The sequence below is a fragment of the Luteibacter jiangsuensis genome (assembly GCF_030812295.1).
GTDB classification, from domain to species: Bacteria; Pseudomonadota; Gammaproteobacteria; order Xanthomonadales; family Rhodanobacteraceae; genus Luteibacter; species Luteibacter jiangsuensis_A.
In genome coordinates this window covers 1,136,395-1,151,949 of sequence record NZ_JAUSSK010000001.1, presented here as the reverse complement: position 1 = coordinate 1,151,949, position 15,555 = coordinate 1,136,395, and the positions used below count along the sequence as shown (strand labels likewise).

The 15,555-nt window shown below is 66.2% G+C and carries 13 protein-coding genes; 11 read left to right on the top strand and 2 right to left on the bottom strand.

Annotated features, from left to right (window positions below):
- The first annotated feature begins 66 nt into the window (after positions 1-66).
- The 7 genes from pcnB (at position 67) to pgi (ending at position 7,165) form a co-directional block, all read left to right on the top strand.
- Positions 67-1,428 carry a polynucleotide adenylyltransferase PcnB gene (gene pcnB / locus J2T07_RS05035; protein ID WP_306847776.1) on the top strand — a complete coding sequence of 454 codons (1,362 nt, stop codon included), beginning with the start codon at positions 67-69 and terminating at the stop codon, positions 1,426-1,428.
- Entirely contained in the window at positions 1,425-1,910 is a 486-nt protein-coding gene (gene folK, locus J2T07_RS05030; protein WP_306847775.1) for a 2-amino-4-hydroxy-6-hydroxymethyldihydropteridine diphosphokinase, read from the top strand. Before pcnB ends, folK begins: the two co-directional genes overlap by 4 nt.
- A gap of 57 nt (positions 1,911-1,967) precedes the next feature.
- Positions 1,968-3,062 (top strand): GlcNAc-transferase family protein, encoded by a 1,095-nt coding sequence (locus J2T07_RS05025; RefSeq protein ID WP_306847773.1) that lies wholly within the window; start codon positions 1,968-1,970, stop codon positions 3,060-3,062.
- Positions 3,063-3,117: 55 nt separating this feature from the next.
- A complete protein-coding gene (panB, locus tag J2T07_RS05020) occupies positions 3,118-3,945 on the top strand; it encodes a 3-methyl-2-oxobutanoate hydroxymethyltransferase (protein WP_306847771.1) in 828 nt (275 codons plus the stop codon).
- A gap of 10 nt (positions 3,946-3,955) precedes the next feature.
- On the top strand, positions 3,956-4,801 hold the full coding sequence (gene panC / locus J2T07_RS05015) for a pantoate--beta-alanine ligase (RefSeq protein WP_306847768.1): 846 nt from the start codon (positions 3,956-3,958) through the stop codon (positions 4,799-4,801).
- A gap of 137 nt (positions 4,802-4,938) precedes the next feature.
- Positions 4,939-5,319: an aspartate 1-decarboxylase gene (panD, locus tag J2T07_RS05010; protein WP_306847766.1), complete on the top strand. Its 381-nt coding sequence runs from the start codon at positions 4,939-4,941 to the stop codon at positions 5,317-5,319.
- Positions 5,320-5,530: 211 nt separating this feature from the next.
- Positions 5,531-7,165 (top strand): glucose-6-phosphate isomerase, encoded by a 1,635-nt coding sequence (gene pgi / locus J2T07_RS05005; RefSeq protein WP_306847764.1) that lies wholly within the window; start codon positions 5,531-5,533, stop codon positions 7,163-7,165.
- A gap of 132 nt (positions 7,166-7,297) precedes the next feature.
- On the opposite strand, the gene parE is transcribed toward pgi, so the two are convergent.
- Together parE and J2T07_RS04995 are read right to left on the bottom strand one after the other, a co-directional pair.
- Positions 7,298-9,187, bottom strand: a complete 1,890-nt coding sequence (gene parE / locus J2T07_RS05000) for a DNA topoisomerase IV subunit B (RefSeq protein ID WP_306847762.1) — start codon at positions 9,185-9,187, stop codon at positions 7,298-7,300.
- A gap of 115 nt (positions 9,188-9,302) precedes the next feature.
- Positions 9,303-11,102: an aminopeptidase P family protein gene (locus J2T07_RS04995; RefSeq protein ID WP_306847760.1), complete on the bottom strand. Its 1,800-nt coding sequence runs from the start codon at positions 11,100-11,102 to the stop codon at positions 9,303-9,305.
- A gap of 155 nt (positions 11,103-11,257) precedes the next feature.
- Here J2T07_RS04995 and J2T07_RS04990 point away from each other — a divergent pair, with 155 nt between their 5' ends.
- From J2T07_RS04990 to eno, 4 genes are all read left to right on the top strand, one after another.
- Positions 11,258-12,937 (top strand): CTP synthase, encoded by a 1,680-nt coding sequence (locus J2T07_RS04990; protein ID WP_306847757.1) that lies wholly within the window; start codon positions 11,258-11,260, stop codon positions 12,935-12,937.
- Positions 12,934-13,764, top strand: coding sequence for a 3-deoxy-8-phosphooctulonate synthase (gene kdsA / locus J2T07_RS04985; protein WP_306847755.1), 831 nt, complete (start codon positions 12,934-12,936; stop codon positions 13,762-13,764). Before J2T07_RS04990 ends, kdsA begins: the two co-directional genes overlap by 4 nt.
- A gap of 95 nt (positions 13,765-13,859) precedes the next feature.
- Positions 13,860-14,243 (top strand): hypothetical protein, encoded by a 384-nt coding sequence (locus tag J2T07_RS04980; RefSeq protein ID WP_306847752.1) that lies wholly within the window; start codon positions 13,860-13,862, stop codon positions 14,241-14,243.
- 10 nt (positions 14,244-14,253) lie between these two features.
- The gene (gene eno, locus J2T07_RS04975) at positions 14,254-15,552 is read left to right on the top strand and encodes a phosphopyruvate hydratase (protein ID WP_306847751.1); all 1,299 of its coding nucleotides are present in this window, start codon (positions 14,254-14,256) and stop codon (positions 15,550-15,552) included.
- Positions 15,553-15,555 lie beyond the last annotated feature (3 nt).

Sequence of the window (15,555 nt, the reverse complement as noted above, 5' to 3'; positions counted from 1 at the left end):
ACACCGCCCGCCGGTGGGGGCAGCTACTTGAACGGGCGCCGGAGCGCTCGCCAGGACCTCGATCGCTTGAATTCTGAAACCAGGAGTGACGTTTCGCCGGTACTGCGCATCATTCCGCGCGACCAGCACTCCATTTCCCGCAAGAACATCAGCAAGGCCGCGCTGCGCGTGCTGTATCGCCTGCACGACGCCGGTTTTGCCGCGTACCTCGTCGGCGGCGCCGTCCGCGACCTGCTGCTGGGCGGGCATCCGAAGGACTTCGACGTGGCCACCAACGCCACGCCGGAAGAGGTGAAGGGGCTGTTCCGCAACTGCCGCCTGATCGGCCGGCGCTTCCGGCTGGCCCATGTGGTGTTCGGGCCCGAGATCATCGAGGTGGCGACCTTCCGCGGCACGGGTGAAGAGGGTGGTGAAGGCGACCGTCACATCGTCGATGGACGGATCGTTCGCGACAATATCTGGGGATCGATCGAGGAAGACGCGGTCCGCCGCGATTTCCGGGTCAACGCCCTTTACTACGACATCGCCGATTTCAGCGTGCGTGACTATGTCGGCGGCATGCGTGACCTCGAAGACCGCTCGATGCGCCTCATCGGCGATCCGGAGCAACGCTACCGCGAGGACCCGGTTCGCATGCTGCGTGCGGCGCGGCTGGCCGCCAAGCTCGATTTCAAGATCGATCCCGCGGCGTCGGCACCGTTCGCGACCCTGGGCAATCTGTTGGGCGAAGCCGCCCCGGCGCGGCTGTTCGACGAGTCGCTGAAGCTGTTCCTCGCCGGCCACGGCTTGAAGAGCTTCAAGATGCTCGAGGCCTGCGGCTTGCTGAAGTTCCTGTTCCCGGCCACGGCGCGCGCGCTGGAACGCGGCGACCACGCGCTTCGTGCGCTCGTGGAACAAGGCCTCGCCAACACCGATGCGCGCATCGCCGAGGGCAAGTCGGTTACCCCGGCCTTCCTGTACGCGGTGCTGCTGTGGGGCGAAGTGCGCGACCAGGCCAACGGCTGGATCGCCCAGGGCTACGACGCCAACGAGGCATGGCAGCGCGCCGCCGTGCATGTCGTCGGCGAACAGTGCCAGCGCGTGGCGATCCCGCGCCGCTTTACCTTCACGATGGAGGAGATCTGGGCGTTGCAGCCGCGCTTCGAGCAGATCCACCGCAAGCGCGTGTTCCGCCTGATGTCGCATCCACGGTTCCGCGCCGCCTTCGATTTCCTGTTGCTGCGCGCACATGAATCCGCAGGCATGCGTGAACTCGGCGAGTGGTGGGCGCATGCCCAGCAGTTGCCGCCGGAAATGCTCGCCGCCGCCCTGGGCGGCGGTGGCGTGCCGTCCCACGAGGCGACGGCGGCCTCCGCGGCACCCGCCCGCAAGCGCCGCCGCAGGCGCAAGCCCGTTGGCCGCGGTAAAGGCGATTCGGGCGGAGCGTGAGCGTTCGCGCCTCGATCGGCCTGGGCGGCAATCTCGGCGATGTCCGGCAGCGGCTCGAGGCGGCCATCGCACGGCTCGCCGGGGAGCCAGGCCTCGCACTCGCCGGCTGCTCCCGGTTCTACCGGACGCCGCCGTGGGGGCCGGTCCCCCAACCCGATTTCGTCAACGCGGCTATCGCGGTGGATACCACGTTGTCGCCGCACGCCTTGCTGGATGTCCTGCTGAAGACCGAACAGGCCTTCGGCCGGGTGCGCGATGGTGAGCGCTGGGGGCCACGGACGCTGGATCTCGACCTGCTTCTCTATGGGGACCGGGTGCTCGACGACGACCGGCTGAGCCTGCCGCATCCTCGGATCGCCGAACGCGCTTTCGTCCTGTTGCCGCTGGCCGACCTCGACCCCGGACAGGCCGTGCCCGGGCATGGACGCGTGGCGGACCTGCTAAGGGCGGTGGACACGAAGGATTGCGTGGTCCTTCCCTAGATCCTGGCGCGGAGAGTAGGATCGGCGATGCCAGGACAGGCATCCCGTGGAGCGTTTATGGACGAACGTGACGGCAAGACGATCTTCGTGCAGATCCCCGCGTACAGGGACCCCGAATTGATCCCCACCCTCATCGACATGATCGACCGGGCTCGTCGTCCCGGCCGCGTGCATGTGACGGTGTGTTGGCAGCACGATGAGAGCGAGCGCAGCGATGTGTTCGCCGAGGCGGGCTTCCGCGTTCAGACCGGCGTTTTCGAAGGGCGCTTGCGGCACCGGTTGAGCCGCGCTGGAACCGTGGTCGACGTACTCGATTATTCGATGAACGAATCGCGCGGTTGCGGCTGGGCGAGGGCGATGGCGCAGCGGGGCTTCGACGGCGAGGACTACACCTTGCAGCTGGATTCCCATCATCGTTTCGCCCGGCACTGGGACAGCGAGCTCATCGACCTGCTGGAGAGCGTGCGTTCCACGCGGCGCCCGCATCCCGTGCTGGTGGCCCACCCGCCAGCCTACGTACCAGGTGAGCCCGTCGCCGAACCGTGCAACGAGGGCTACCAGATCGACTTCGTGGGCTTCGGCGGACTCGGTGTGATACGTACGGCGTCGACCCTCATCGTCTCCCCTGCAGGAAAATTGGGACCCATTCCGGCGCGCTTTTTCAGCGGCGGCTTCGCTTTCACCGACGGCAGCTTCGTGCGTGATGTCCCTGCCGATCCGGACCATTATTTCAATACCGAGGAGATCACGCTGGCGGTCCGGGCGTATACGCATGGTTATGACTTGTTTCATCCGCATCGGCACGTGGTGTGGCATTACTACGGAAGGACGGATGCGCCCAAGGTATGGGACGACCAGCGCACGGCGTTGAAGCGGGGCGAGACCGCGCTGGATGGGGCCGCCCTGGGCAAGCGCTCGATGAAGGCGGTGGAAGCCGCTTTCGGCATGCACGGGATGCCGGCCGTGCCGCCCCCGGCCTGGCTGGGAGGGCGGCGCAGCCTCGCGGACTACGAGCGCTATGCCGGTATTTCCTTCGCCCTGGGCAAGGTCACCCCGGAGGCCCTGGCGGGGGTGGAGCCTTCGGAGACGGACCTGCACCTCGATGACACGGCATGGCGGGCGCGTCTGCACCCCGCGCCCATGGTTCCTTGAGATACCGCTCACGTAGGCGGACAATTCCGCTTTCACCCAACAAGGCGACAAGAGCGTGTACGTGGAAAAAACGAGCGCACCGGCACGCAAGCCGGTGACCGTGCCGGGCCTGAAGGCGATGAAAGCCGAAGGCAGGAAGATCGTGATGCTCACCGCCTACGACGCGAGTTTCGCCGCGCAACTGGAGTCCGCCGGGGTCGACGTGGCCCTGGTTGGCGATTCGCTGGGCATGGTGGTGCAGGGGCGGTCGAGTACCTTGCCCGTCACGGTCGACGAAATGGTCTACCACACCGCCGCGGTCGCGCGCGGGCTGTCGTCGACCCTCCTGGTCGCCGACCTTCCGTTCATGAGCGATCGCGATGTTCCCTCGGCGATGGAGACCGCGACACGACTGGTCGCGCAGGGCGGCGCGGCCATGGTCAAGATCGAGGGCGCCGGGCGCATCTGCGAGGTGATTGCCGCGCTGGCCGAGCGTGACATCCCGGTATGCGCGCACCTTGGTCTCACCCCGCAGTCGGTGAACAAGTTCGGCGGTTATAAGGTCCAGGGCAAGACGCAGGACGCCGCCGACAAGCTCCTGGCCGATGCCAGGGCCGTGGAGGCCGCGGGTGCCGACCTGCTCGTGCTGGAATGCGTGCCCACCGCCGTGGCGGCGCGGATCACCGCCGGGCTTTCGATCCCCACCATCGGGATCGGCGCAGGCGTGGACTGCGACGGCCAGGTACTGGTGGTGTACGACATGCTCGGCCTCACGCCGGGCAAGCGGCCACGCTTTTCCAAGGATTTCCTCGCGGGACGCGATTCCATCCAGGGCGCCATCGGCGCCTACGTCGAGGATGTGCGCGAGAAGCGTTTCCCCGGCGTCGAGCACAGCTTCACCTGAGGGCACCACCATGCAGACCGTCACCGATGCGGCGGCCATCCGCGCCGCGATCCGCGGCTGGCGCGCCGCCGGCCAGAACGTCGGCTTCGTGCCGACCATGGGCAACCTGCACGCGGGCCATCACTCACTGCTGAAGCTCGCCCGGGCTCGTGCCGACCGGGTCGTCGCCAGCGTGTTCGTCAACCCGACGCAGTTCGGCCCCGGCGAGGATTTCGAGCGCTATCCGCGCACGCTGGCCCAGGATCAGGCCGGGCTGGCGGAAGCGGGCTGCGATATCCTGTTCGCCCCCGAAGTGGCCACCATGTATCCCTTCGGTCCCGCCGCCAGCGTGAGCATCCATGTGCCGGTCATCACCGATACGCTGGAAGGCGCCTGCCGTCCGGGCCACTTCGATGGCGTGGCAACCGTGGTCGCCAAGTTGTTCAGCCTGGTCCAGCCGGACATCGCGGTGTTCGGCCAGAAGGATTTCCAGCAGCTGAAGGTGATCGAGCGGATGGTCGCCGACCTCTCCCTCTCGGTGAAGGTGATGTCCGCGCCGACCCTGCGCGACGACGACGGGCTGGCCATGAGTTCGCGCAATCAGTACCTGTCCGCCCAGGAGAGGACGAGGGCGCCACAGATCTACGCCACGCTCGTGCAGATGCGCGAGCTCTTCCGCCAGGGTCACGCCTGGCAGGCGCTGGAGCAGGCAGCGAAGGCACGCCTGGAGCGGGCGGGCTTCGTGCCCGACTATGTGGCCATCCGCCGCGCCGAGGACCTGGCCGAACCCGGTCCCGACGAACGGGAAGGCCTGGTGGCGCTGGTCGCCGCCCGGCTCGGCGCCACTCGCTTGATCGACAACCTGCCTTTCGACTGAATCCTTTCACAAACGGGGACTTGCGTTTCCGCGCCGGCTCCCCCATAAAGCGCACCGACAGAGGAAGCCCTCACGACGGACGGGCAACCCTCCGTTAGAATGGGCGTTTTTGTAATCGACGAACCCCAGAGACCGCCATGCACCTCAACATGCTCAAGTGCAAGATCCACCGGGCCACGGTGACTCACGCCGAGCTGAACTACGAAGGTTCCATCGCCATCGATGGCAACCTGCTCGATGCCGCGGGCATCCGCGAATACGAGCAGATCCACGCGTGGAACATCAACAACGGTGAGCGCTTCGTCACCTACGCGCTGCGTGCGGAAGAGGGCTCGGGCATCATCTCGGTGAACGGAAGTGCCGCGCGCCGTGTGTCCACGGGCGACCTGGTGATCATCGCCGCCTTCGTCGGACTTTCCGAGGCGGAAATGGCCAAGTACCAGCCGGACCTCGTCTACGTCGATGCGCACAACCGCATCACGCACACGAACCATTCGATTCCGAAGCAGGCCGCCTGAGGGCAGCGGGCAATCGCCGACAGGGTCGGCTCCCACCAGGCACGGCGGGTCAAGTCCGGCTGCAGCCTCGAAGGTTCTGGTGGGAGCCGACCCTGTCGGCGATGCTCTCCCGCCGGTCTCCTGTCCAGCCACGCAACATCCATGCAATCCACTTACGCTGCACTGCGGTAACATCGCCGCTTCCCCCCTCCGTTGCAGCCAAGTGGAAGCCATGGAATCAAAGCACGCACCGTTGCCCTCGTTCGAGGAGCATGCCTCCCGTCTCGCCAAGACCACCCTCCGCGATCTCGTCCAGGATGAAGCCCGCGGTGAGCGTCTGCGCCGTCGCATGGGCCCGATCCTCCTCGACGTGTCGCGGCAGAAGCTCGACATCGCCGCGCTCGACGCCGTGGGCGAATACATCGAGAGCACCGGCTGGAAAGCCGCCCGCGACGCCATGTTCGCCGGCAAGCACATCAACACCTCCGAAGACCGCGCGGTCCTGCATACCGCCCTGCGTGGTGGTGCGTCGCGTCATCCGGCGGCACCGGCCGAGGTCCGCAAGGACGTCGCCGATGCGCTCGACAAGATGGAACTGCTCGTCAACGCCGTGCATAAGGGCGAGGGCGAATCCGTCGGTCTGATCGGACGTGTCACCGACGTGGTGAACATCGGCATCGGCGGGTCGGACCTGGGTCCGCGGCTGGCCGTGCATGCGCTGGAGCAGTTCCACGTCAAGGGCATCACGAGCCACTTCCTGACCAATGTGGACGGCCAGGCCGCCTACGACCTGATGAAGAAGCTCGACCCGGCGCACACGCTGGTGATCCTGGTTTCCAAGAGCTTCAACACGCAGGAAACGCTGCTCAACGGCGGCGTGTTCCGCAACTGGATACTGAAGGCCAACGGCGCCGACGAGGCCAGGACCTCGAAACATTTCATCGCCGTGAGCTCCAACGACGAGGCCGTACACAAGTGGGGCGCCTCGCAGGTGCTGCCCATGTGGGACTATGTCGGCGGCCGTTTTTCGCTGTGGTCGGCCGTGGGTGCCTCGATCGCGTTCGCCATCGGCATGAAGGGGTTCCGCGAGTTGCTCGCCGGTGCCGCCGAAGCCGACGACCATTTCCTTACGGCGGAGTGGAAGGACAACCTTCCTGTCCTGCTGACCATCGCCGAATTCTGGAACCGCAACATCCTCGGCCGAAGCAGCCGGGCGGTGGTGCCGTACGTCGACTCGCTGGCCGACCTGCCGTCGTACCTGCAGCAGTTGGAGATGGAAAGCCTCGGCAAGCATGTGCATCCGGATGACGGCAGCGAAGTGCGCCAGTCGACCGTGCCGGTCGTCTGGGGCAGCATCGGCACGAACGCGCAACATGCGTACTTCCAGGCCTTGCACCAGGGCACGGACACGGTGCCGCTGGAGTTCATCGGCCTGGTGAAGCCGGCGCATCCGCTGCGCGAGAACCACGACGTGCTGCTGTCCAATCTGCTCGCGCAGGCGGCCGCGCTGTCGCTGGGCAAGACCTTCGACGAGGCCTTGGCCGAGGCGAAAACCGGAACCGAGCAAGAGCGCCGCGCGCTGGCTGCGCAGCGTACGTTCAAGGGCGACCGCCCCAGCACCGTGTTCATGCTCGACTCGCTCACCCCCCACTCGCTGGGTGCGCTGATCGCGCTGTACGAGCACAAGGTGTTCCTGCTGGGCCACCTGTGGGGCATCAACGCGTTCGACCAGTGGGGCGTGGAACTGGGCAAGGTCATCGCCAAGCAGATCCTGCCTTCGCTGAGCAACGACAAGGATGCGGGCGACCTGTCTCAGTTCGACGGCGCCACGCGTGCGCTGATCGGGGCGATTCGCAGCCGGCGGTAAGCGCGGGAGCATCACCGACAGGGTCGGCTCTCACCGAGCCCGGGCATCGCGTCCCCCCTGGTGGGAGCCGACCCTGTCGCCGATTCAAGTCATAAAAAAGCCCGGCGCGAGCCGGGCTTTTTCGCTATGCCCTCAGACTTCGAGTGTCGCCAGGTCGCCCTTGTCTTCCAGCCATTGCTTGCGGTCGCCGGCCCGCTTCTTGGCCAGCAGCATGTCCATGAGCTTTTGCGTACCGTCGTCCGCCTCGACCGTCAGCTGCACGAGGCGGCGTGTATCGGGATGGATGGTGGATTCGCGCAGCTGCGCGGGATTCATCTCGCCCAGGCCCTTGAAGCGAGTGACGCTGACGGCGCCCTTCATTTTCTCGCGCTCGACCTTCTCCAGCATCAGGCGTTTTTCTTCCTCGTCCAGGCAATAGAACACCTGCTTGCCCACGTCGACGCGGAACAGTGGCGGCATGGCCACGAATACATGGCCTTCGCGCACCAGTGAAGGGAAATGGCGCAAGAACAATGCCGAGAGCAGTGTGGCGATGTGCAGGCCGTCGGAGTCGGCATCGGCGAGAATCACCACCTTGCCGTAGCGCAGGCTGGAGAGATCGTCCTTGCCGGGATCGCAACCGATCGCCACGGCGAGGTCATGCACTTCCTGTGAAGCCAGCACCGCGCCCGATTCGACTTCCCAGGTATTGAGGATCTTGCCGCGCAGCGGAAGGATCGCCTGGAAATCCTTGTCGCGCGCCTGCTTGGCCGAGCCTCCCGCCGAGTCGCCCTCGACGAGGAAGAGTTCGGTACGGGTGAGGTCGGTGGCCGCGCAGTCGGCCAGCTTGCCGGGCAGGGCGGGGCCCTGGGTGATCTTCTTGCGCACCACCTGCTTGGCCGCCTTGAGGCGTGCGCTGGCCCGCTCGATGGCGAGCTGGGCGATCTTCTCGCCGGTGTCCACGTGCTGGTTGAGCCACAGGCTGAAGGCGTCGTGCACCACGCCCTCCACGATGGCCGCGGCGCTGCGCGAGGACAGGCGTTCCTTCGTCTGGCCGGCGAACTGCGCGTCCTGCAACTTCACGCTGAGGACGAAGGCCAGCCGTTCCCATACATCTTCCGGCGCCAGCTTCACGCCACGCGGCAGCAGGTTGCGCAGGTCGCAGAATTCACGAATGGCGTTGGTGAGGCCCGAGCGAAGGCCATTCACGTGCGTGCCGCCTTGCGCGGTGGGGATCAGGTTGACGTAGCTTTCCTGGACCAGCTCGCCTTCCGGCAGCCAGGCGAGGGCCACGTCCAGCGCATCGGTTTCGCGGGAGAAATGCTTCACGAACAATTCGGCCGGCAAGGCCTCGGCGCCCTGGAGTTCGCCGCGCAGGTAATCCGGCAGGCCATCCTCGAAGTACCACTCCGTGGTTTCGCCCGAGGACTCGTCGAGCAGGCGCACGGTGAGACCGGCGCAAAGCACCGCCTTGGCGCGAAGCAGGTGCTTCAGTTTCGAGACGAGGATGCGCGGTGTATCGAAATACTTCGGATCGGGCCAGAAGCGCAACGTGGTGCCTGTCTTCTTCTTCGGGACGCTGCCGATCACCTCGAGATCGCTTGAGCGATCGCCATTGGCGAAGCTCATCCGGTATTCCTGGGCATCGCGGCGGATGGTGACGTCCACGCGCGTGGACAGCGCGTTGACCACCGAGACACCCACGCCGTGCAGGCCGCCCGAGAAGGCGTAGTTCTTGTTGGAGAACTTGCCACCCGCATGCAGGCGGGTGAGGATCAGTTCGACACCCGGGACCTTCTCTTCCGGATGGATGTCCACGGGCATGCCGCGGCCATCGTCGGTCACTTCGACCGAGCCGTCGTTGAAGACGGTGACCTCGATGGTCTTCGCATGGCCCGCGAGCGCCTCGTCGACGGAGTTGTCGATGACTTCCTGGGCGAGGTGGTTCGGCCGCGAGGTGTCCGTGTACATGCCGGGGCGGCGCTTGACGGGGTCAAGACCGCTGAGGACTTCGATGTCTGAGGCGTTGTAGCGAGTATTCATGGTCTTCGCGGGTGTGACGTAGCCGGGCAGGATGGGGTCAGGTCCCCAAGATGGTCAAGCCTGGGCGATTCCCGTATCAGCCCGTGAGATTCGCGGTCGGGCCAGCGTTGGGATGCTAGAGAGGGGCGCAGTGCCACTCCAGCCATTCCCGGTCGGCGCCGTCGAGCAGCGGGGACAACGCGGCGCGGACGGTGGCGTGGTAATCGTCCAGCCAGGCCCGTTCCGAGGGCTCCAGCAGGCGCGGCTCCAGGCCGCGGCGGTCGAAGGGGCAGAGCGTCAGCGTCTCGAAGGCCAGGAACTCGCCGAATTCGGTCGAGTCGGCCTGGGTCACCACGGCGAGGTTCTCGTGGCGGATGCCATGGCGGCCCGGCTTGTACAGGCCGGGCTCGATCGAGGTGATCATCCCGGTTTCCAGCGGCACCAGCGCGCCGCCGGCCACGGGTGGGCGGATGCCGTGCGGACCTTCATGGACGTTGAGGAAGTAGCCCACGCCATGGCCGGTGCCATGGCCGAAATCCATGCCGGCGGCCCAGAGCGGCGCACGGGCGAGCGCGTCCAGCTGCGGTCCACTCGCCCCCTTGGGAAAACGCGCGCGCGACAGCGCGATCATGCCCTTCAGTACGAGGGTCGAGTCGCGGCGCTGTTCGTCGGTGACCGGGCCCAGCGCGAGCACCCGCGTGATATCGGTGGTGCCTCCGAGGTATTGGCCGCCGGAGTCGACCAGCAGCAATCCCTTGGCGGCCAGGGGACTGAACGAGGCTTCCGTGGCGCGGTAATGCGGCAGGGCGCCGTTGGCCTGGTAGCCGGCGATGGTGGAGAAGCTCTCACCCACGAAACCGGCCTGGGCCTCGCGCGCGGCGCGCACGATCGTGTCCACGTCCAGTTCCGTCAGCGCCTGGCCAGCGGCGAGCGCCGCCTCGATGTGCCGGAACGCACGGGCCAGCGCGGCGCCGTCGCGTCGCATCACGTCGCGGATATGGTCCAGCTCCTCCGCGGTCTTGCGCGCCTTCTGCGCGGTCGATGGATGTGGCGCACGCACATGCTTCACGCTCGCGGGCAGGCCTTCCAATACGGAAACGACGACGCGGCTGGCGTCGTACATCAGCACCGCATCGTCCGGCAACGCGGCGATCGCCGAGGCAACGGTGCCGTAATCGGCCAGGGCGATGCCGTCGGCGGCCAGCACGGCCTTCAGCCCGGCCGGTACCTTGGCGGCATCGACGAAAAGCGTGGCCCGCGCGTCCTCGATCAGGAGGTGGGCCAGGAATACCGGGTTGTACTCGACGTCGGCGCCGCGAAGGTTCATCAGCCAGGCGATGTCATCGAGGCTGGAAAGCAGATGATGCGTGGCTCCGGCCCGGCGCATCGCCGTGCGCACGTGGCGCAGCTTGTCGGCTCGCTCGACCGTGGCGAACGGGGCCGCGTGGGCGTAGACGGGCGCCTCGGGCCGCGGGGGCCGATCGGTCCAGACGGCGGCGGGCAGGTCCAGGTCGGTGCGCAGGCGGGAGCCGGCGGTTTCCAGACGCCTGGACAGGCTTTCGGCGCTGGCGACGGACAAGCTGTCGCCGGCCACGGCGACGACGTCGCCAGCGCCGAGTTGCTCCGCCAGCCAGGCCACGTGTTCCGGTGTGTGCGCCACGTTCAGTTTCATCAGGGGGAGGCCGCTGCCTGCCAGTTCACCCTCGGCCTGGGCGAAGTAGCGGGAATCGGTCCACAGTCCGCCGCCGGTGGCGGTCACCACCAGGGTGCCGGCCGATCCGGTGAAGCCGGACAGCCACTGGCGCGCCTGCCAGCGCGGCGGCAGGTACTCGGACAGGTGCGGGTCGGCCGTGGGAACGACGACGGCGGCGACGCCTTCGCGGGCCATGGCGGCACGAAGGGCCTGGAGGCGGGCGGGAATCTGGGAGGCATTCATCCGCACATGGTATCGGGAGAAGCGGCCGTGGGAAGCGCGGTTCCCCCGACAGGATGGCATCGGCGTGGGAGGACGCTTCGGCTTTCCATTCAGGTACCACTCGCGAGCGGGGGCTCGCTTAGGTAAAATACAAATTTCCAGCACTGGCTGCTCGCATGACTCCCCTGATTTTCGTCACCGGCGGTGTGGTGTCTTCCCTTGGGAAAGGCATCGCAGCGGCGTCGCTTGCCTCGATCCTAGAGGCCCGCGGTCTTTCCGTGACCATGATGAAGCTCGATCCGTACATCAACGTGGATCCGGGCACCATGAGTCCCTTCCAGCACGGTGAGGTCTACGTCACCGACGATGGCGCGGAAACCGATCTCGACCTCGGCCACTACGAGCGCTTCGTCCGCACCCGGCTGACCGGCAAGAATTCGATCACCGCCGGCAAGATCTACGAATCGGTGATCCGCAAGGAGCGCCGCGGCGACTACCTCGGTGCCACCGTGCAGGTGATCCCCCACATCACCGACGAGATCAAGCACTCCATCCACGAGGCCACCCGCGGTTTCGACGTGGCCCTGGTCGAGATCGGCGGCACCGTCGGTGATATCGAATCGCTGCCGTTCCTGGAGGCGATCCGTCAGTTGCGCATCGAGCATGGGCCGGAGAAGTGCATGTTCGTGCACCTCACCCTGGTGCCGTATATCAAGGCGGCGGGCGAGATCAAGACGAAGCCGACCCAGCATTCGGTGAAGGAACTCCGCTCGATCGGTATCCAGCCCGACGTGCTGCTGTGCCGTTGCGAAGAGCCGCTGCCCGATGGCGAGCGGCACAAGATCGCGCTTTTCACCAACGTGCCGAAGAACGCCGTCATCAGCACGATCGACGTCGATGTCATCTACAAGCTGCCGATGTGGCTGCACGAACAGGGCCTGGACGAACTGGTCATCAAGCGTCTCGGCCTCGACGCCGGTCCGGCCGACCTGTCCAGCTGGGAGCGCACGGTCGAGGCCGTCGAGCATCCGCGTGACGAGGTCACCGTGGCCATCGTCGGCAAGTACGTGGAACACAAGGACGCCTACAAGTCGCTGGGCGAGGCCCTGCGCCACGGCGGCATCAAGCAATCGACGCGGGTGAACCTGCGCTGGGTCGATTCCGAAGACGTGGAGGCACGCGGCGCCCGGACGGTGCTTGGCGACGCCGACGCCATACTGGTGCCCGGTGGCTTCGGCAAGCGTGGCTTCGAGGGCAAGATCCTCGCCGCCCAGTTCGCCCGCGAAACCGGCATCCCGTACTTCGGCATCTGCTATGGCATGCATGCCGCGGTGGTCGAATTCGCCCGCAACACGGCAGGCCTGACCCAGGCCGATTCCAGCGAAAACGACCGCAACACGCCAGACCCGGTCATCGCCCTCATCACCGAGTGGACCACCGCCACGGGTGAAACCGAACAGCGCAGCGAGCGCTCCGACCTCGGCGGCACCATGCGCCTGGGTGCACAGGAGTGCCGCCTCAAGGCAGGCACCCTGGCACGCGAACTGTATGGCGAAGACGTGGTGCGTGAGCGTCATCGTCATCGTTACGAGTTCAACAACCGTTACCGGCAGTCGTTCGAGGACCTCGGCCTGGTGATCTCGGGCAAGTCGATGGACGACCTGCTCGTGGAGATCATCGAACTGCCGCGCCAGGTCCATCCGTGGTTCCTGGGTTGCCAGGCCCATCCGGAATTCACCTCCACGCCGCGCGAGGGCCATCCGCTGTTCATCGGCTTCGTACGCGCGGCGCGCGAGTACAAGGCCGTCCGCGACGGCGACAAGCTCGCCATCCGTTCCGAGGAGTCCGCCGCATGAAGCTTTGTGGTTTCGAGGCCGGTCTCGACCAGCCGCTGTTCCTGATCGCCGGTCCCTGCGTCATCGAGTCGATGCAGTTGCAGCTCGATGTGGCCGGCAAGCTGAAGGAAATCACCAGTCGCCTCGGCATCAATTTCATCTTCAAGTCGAGCTTCGACAAGGCCAACCGTTCGTCGGGTTCCAGCTTCCGCGGACCGGGGCTGGAAGAGGGCCTGAAAGTGCTCGAGGCGGTGAAGCGGCAGATCGGCGTGCCGGTCATCACCGACGTGCACGAGTACACCCCGATGAACGAGGTCGCCGCCGTCGTCGACGTGCTGCAGACCCCGGCCTTCCTTTGTCGCCAGACCGATTTCATCCAGAACGTGGCCCGCGCCGGCAAGCCGGTGAACATCAAGAAGGGCCAGTTCCTGGCGCCGTGGGACATGAAGAACGTGGTGCAGAAGGCCTTCGACGTGGACAACCACGACATCCTCGTCTGCGAGCGTGGCGCGAGCTTCGGCTACAACAACCTGGTCTCCGACATGCGGTCGCTCGCGGTGATGCGCGAGACGAATTGCCCGGTCGTCTTCGACGCCACGCATTCGGTGCAGCTGCCGGGGGGGCAGGGCACCAGTTCCGGCGGCCAGCGTGAGTTCGTGCCGGTGCTGGCGCGCGCGGCCGTGGCCGTCGGGGTGGCCGGGCTTTTCGCCGAGACCCATCCGGACCCGGCAAAGGCCTTGAGCGACGGCCCGAACGCCTGGCCGCTCGACCAGATGGAAGAGCTGCTCGAGACCCTGATGGAACTCGATGGCGCCGTGAAGCGCCGCGGATTCAAGAACCACGCTTGATCGTTCCTCCGGAACGGTATGATTGACGGAATCCGGTGCGCCATGCGCCGGCATTCCAACGGCGGGACCGCAAAGGTCCCGGGGAGACAGGCCGGATGACTGAGGACAACGCGATCCACGACGCCGGCGAACCTCGCCAGCGTGCGGCACGCATGCCGCAATCGGGTCACGGCATCGCCTCGTTCGTCATCGCCTTGGTATCCGGTCTCGTCGTCCTGGCCGGCATCGCTTTCTCCGCGCTGATGGTCGCGTCGGGAGATCCGGAACAGCACCTGCCGGTATTCGGCGTCATCGGCCTCGTCATTTGCGCCTTCCTCGTCCTTTCCCTCGTCGGGTTGGTGCTGGGCTTCATCGCCCTGCGCCGGCAGGACCGCCGCCGCACGTTCGGCGCGATCGGGCTCGGACTGAACGCACTCATCCTGATCGGTACCGCCGGCCTCGCGCTGGTCGGTACCTTCTTTAGTCATTCCAACTCGTAACGGGAACCGCATGACCACGTCCATCACGAAAATCCACGCCCGCGAAATCCTCGATTCCCGCGGCAATCCCACCCTCGAAGCCGAGGTCACCCTGGCCGATGGTTCCTTCGGCCGCGCCGCCGTGCCGAGCGGCGCTTCCACCGGTACGCGCGAAGCGGTCGAATTGCGCGATGGCGACAAGGGCCGTTACGGCGGCAAGGGCGTGAAGCATGCCGTGGGCAACGTCAACACCACGATCGCCTCCGCGCTGAACGGTTATGACGCCGCGGACCAGAAGGGCCTCGACGGCAAGCTCATCGCGCTGGATGGCACCGAGAACAAGGGCAAGCTTGGCGCGAACGCCTTGCTCGGCGTCTCGATGGCCGCCGCGCACGCCGTGGCCGCGTCGAAGAAGCAGGCACTCTGGCAGTACCTGATGGTGGACGGTGGCGGTTCGCTGCCGGTGCCGATGATGAACATCATCAATGGCGGCGCGCACGCGGACAACAACGTCGACGTGCAGGAGTTCATGGTGTTGCCGGTGGGCGCACCGAGCTTCGCCGAGGCGCTCCGCTACGGTGCCGAGATTTTCCACGCGCTGAAGTCGGTACTGAAGGGACGTGGCCTCAACACCTCGGTGGGCGACGAAGGCGGTTTCGCGCCGAACCTCAAGTCCAACGTGGAAGCGCTGGACACGATCCTGGAAGCGGTGACCAAGGCCGGCTACAAGGTCGGCAGCGACATCCTGCTCGGCCTCGACGTGGCCAGCTCGGAATTCTTCAAGGACGGCAAGTACGACCTGGAAGGCGAGGGCAAGGTGTTCACCCCGGAACAGTGGGTGGACACGCTGGCGTCGTGGTCGAAGCAGTACCCCATCGTCACCATCGAGGACGGCATGGCCGAAGGCGACTGGACCGGCTGGGCGCACCTCACCAGGGCCATCGGGGAAGGTATCCAGCTGGTCGGCGACGACCTCTTCGTGACCAACCCGAAGATCTTCCAGGAAGGCATCGACAAGAAGATCGCCAATGCCATCCTGATCAAGGTCAACCAGATCGGCACGTTGTCCGAAACGCTCGAGGCCATCGCCATGGCCGATCGTGCGAAGTACGCGGCGATCGTCTCGCACCGCTCCGGTGAAACCGAGGACACCACGATCTCCGACATCGCGGTGGCCACCACCGCCACGCAGATCAAGACCGGCTCGCTCTGCCGTACCGACCGCGTGGCGAAGTACAACCAGTTGCTGCGGATCGAGGAAGCGCTCGGTGCCAAGGCGACGTACGCCGGCCGCAACGCCTTCCCGAGCCTGTCGAAGCTGCCCGGCTGAGTC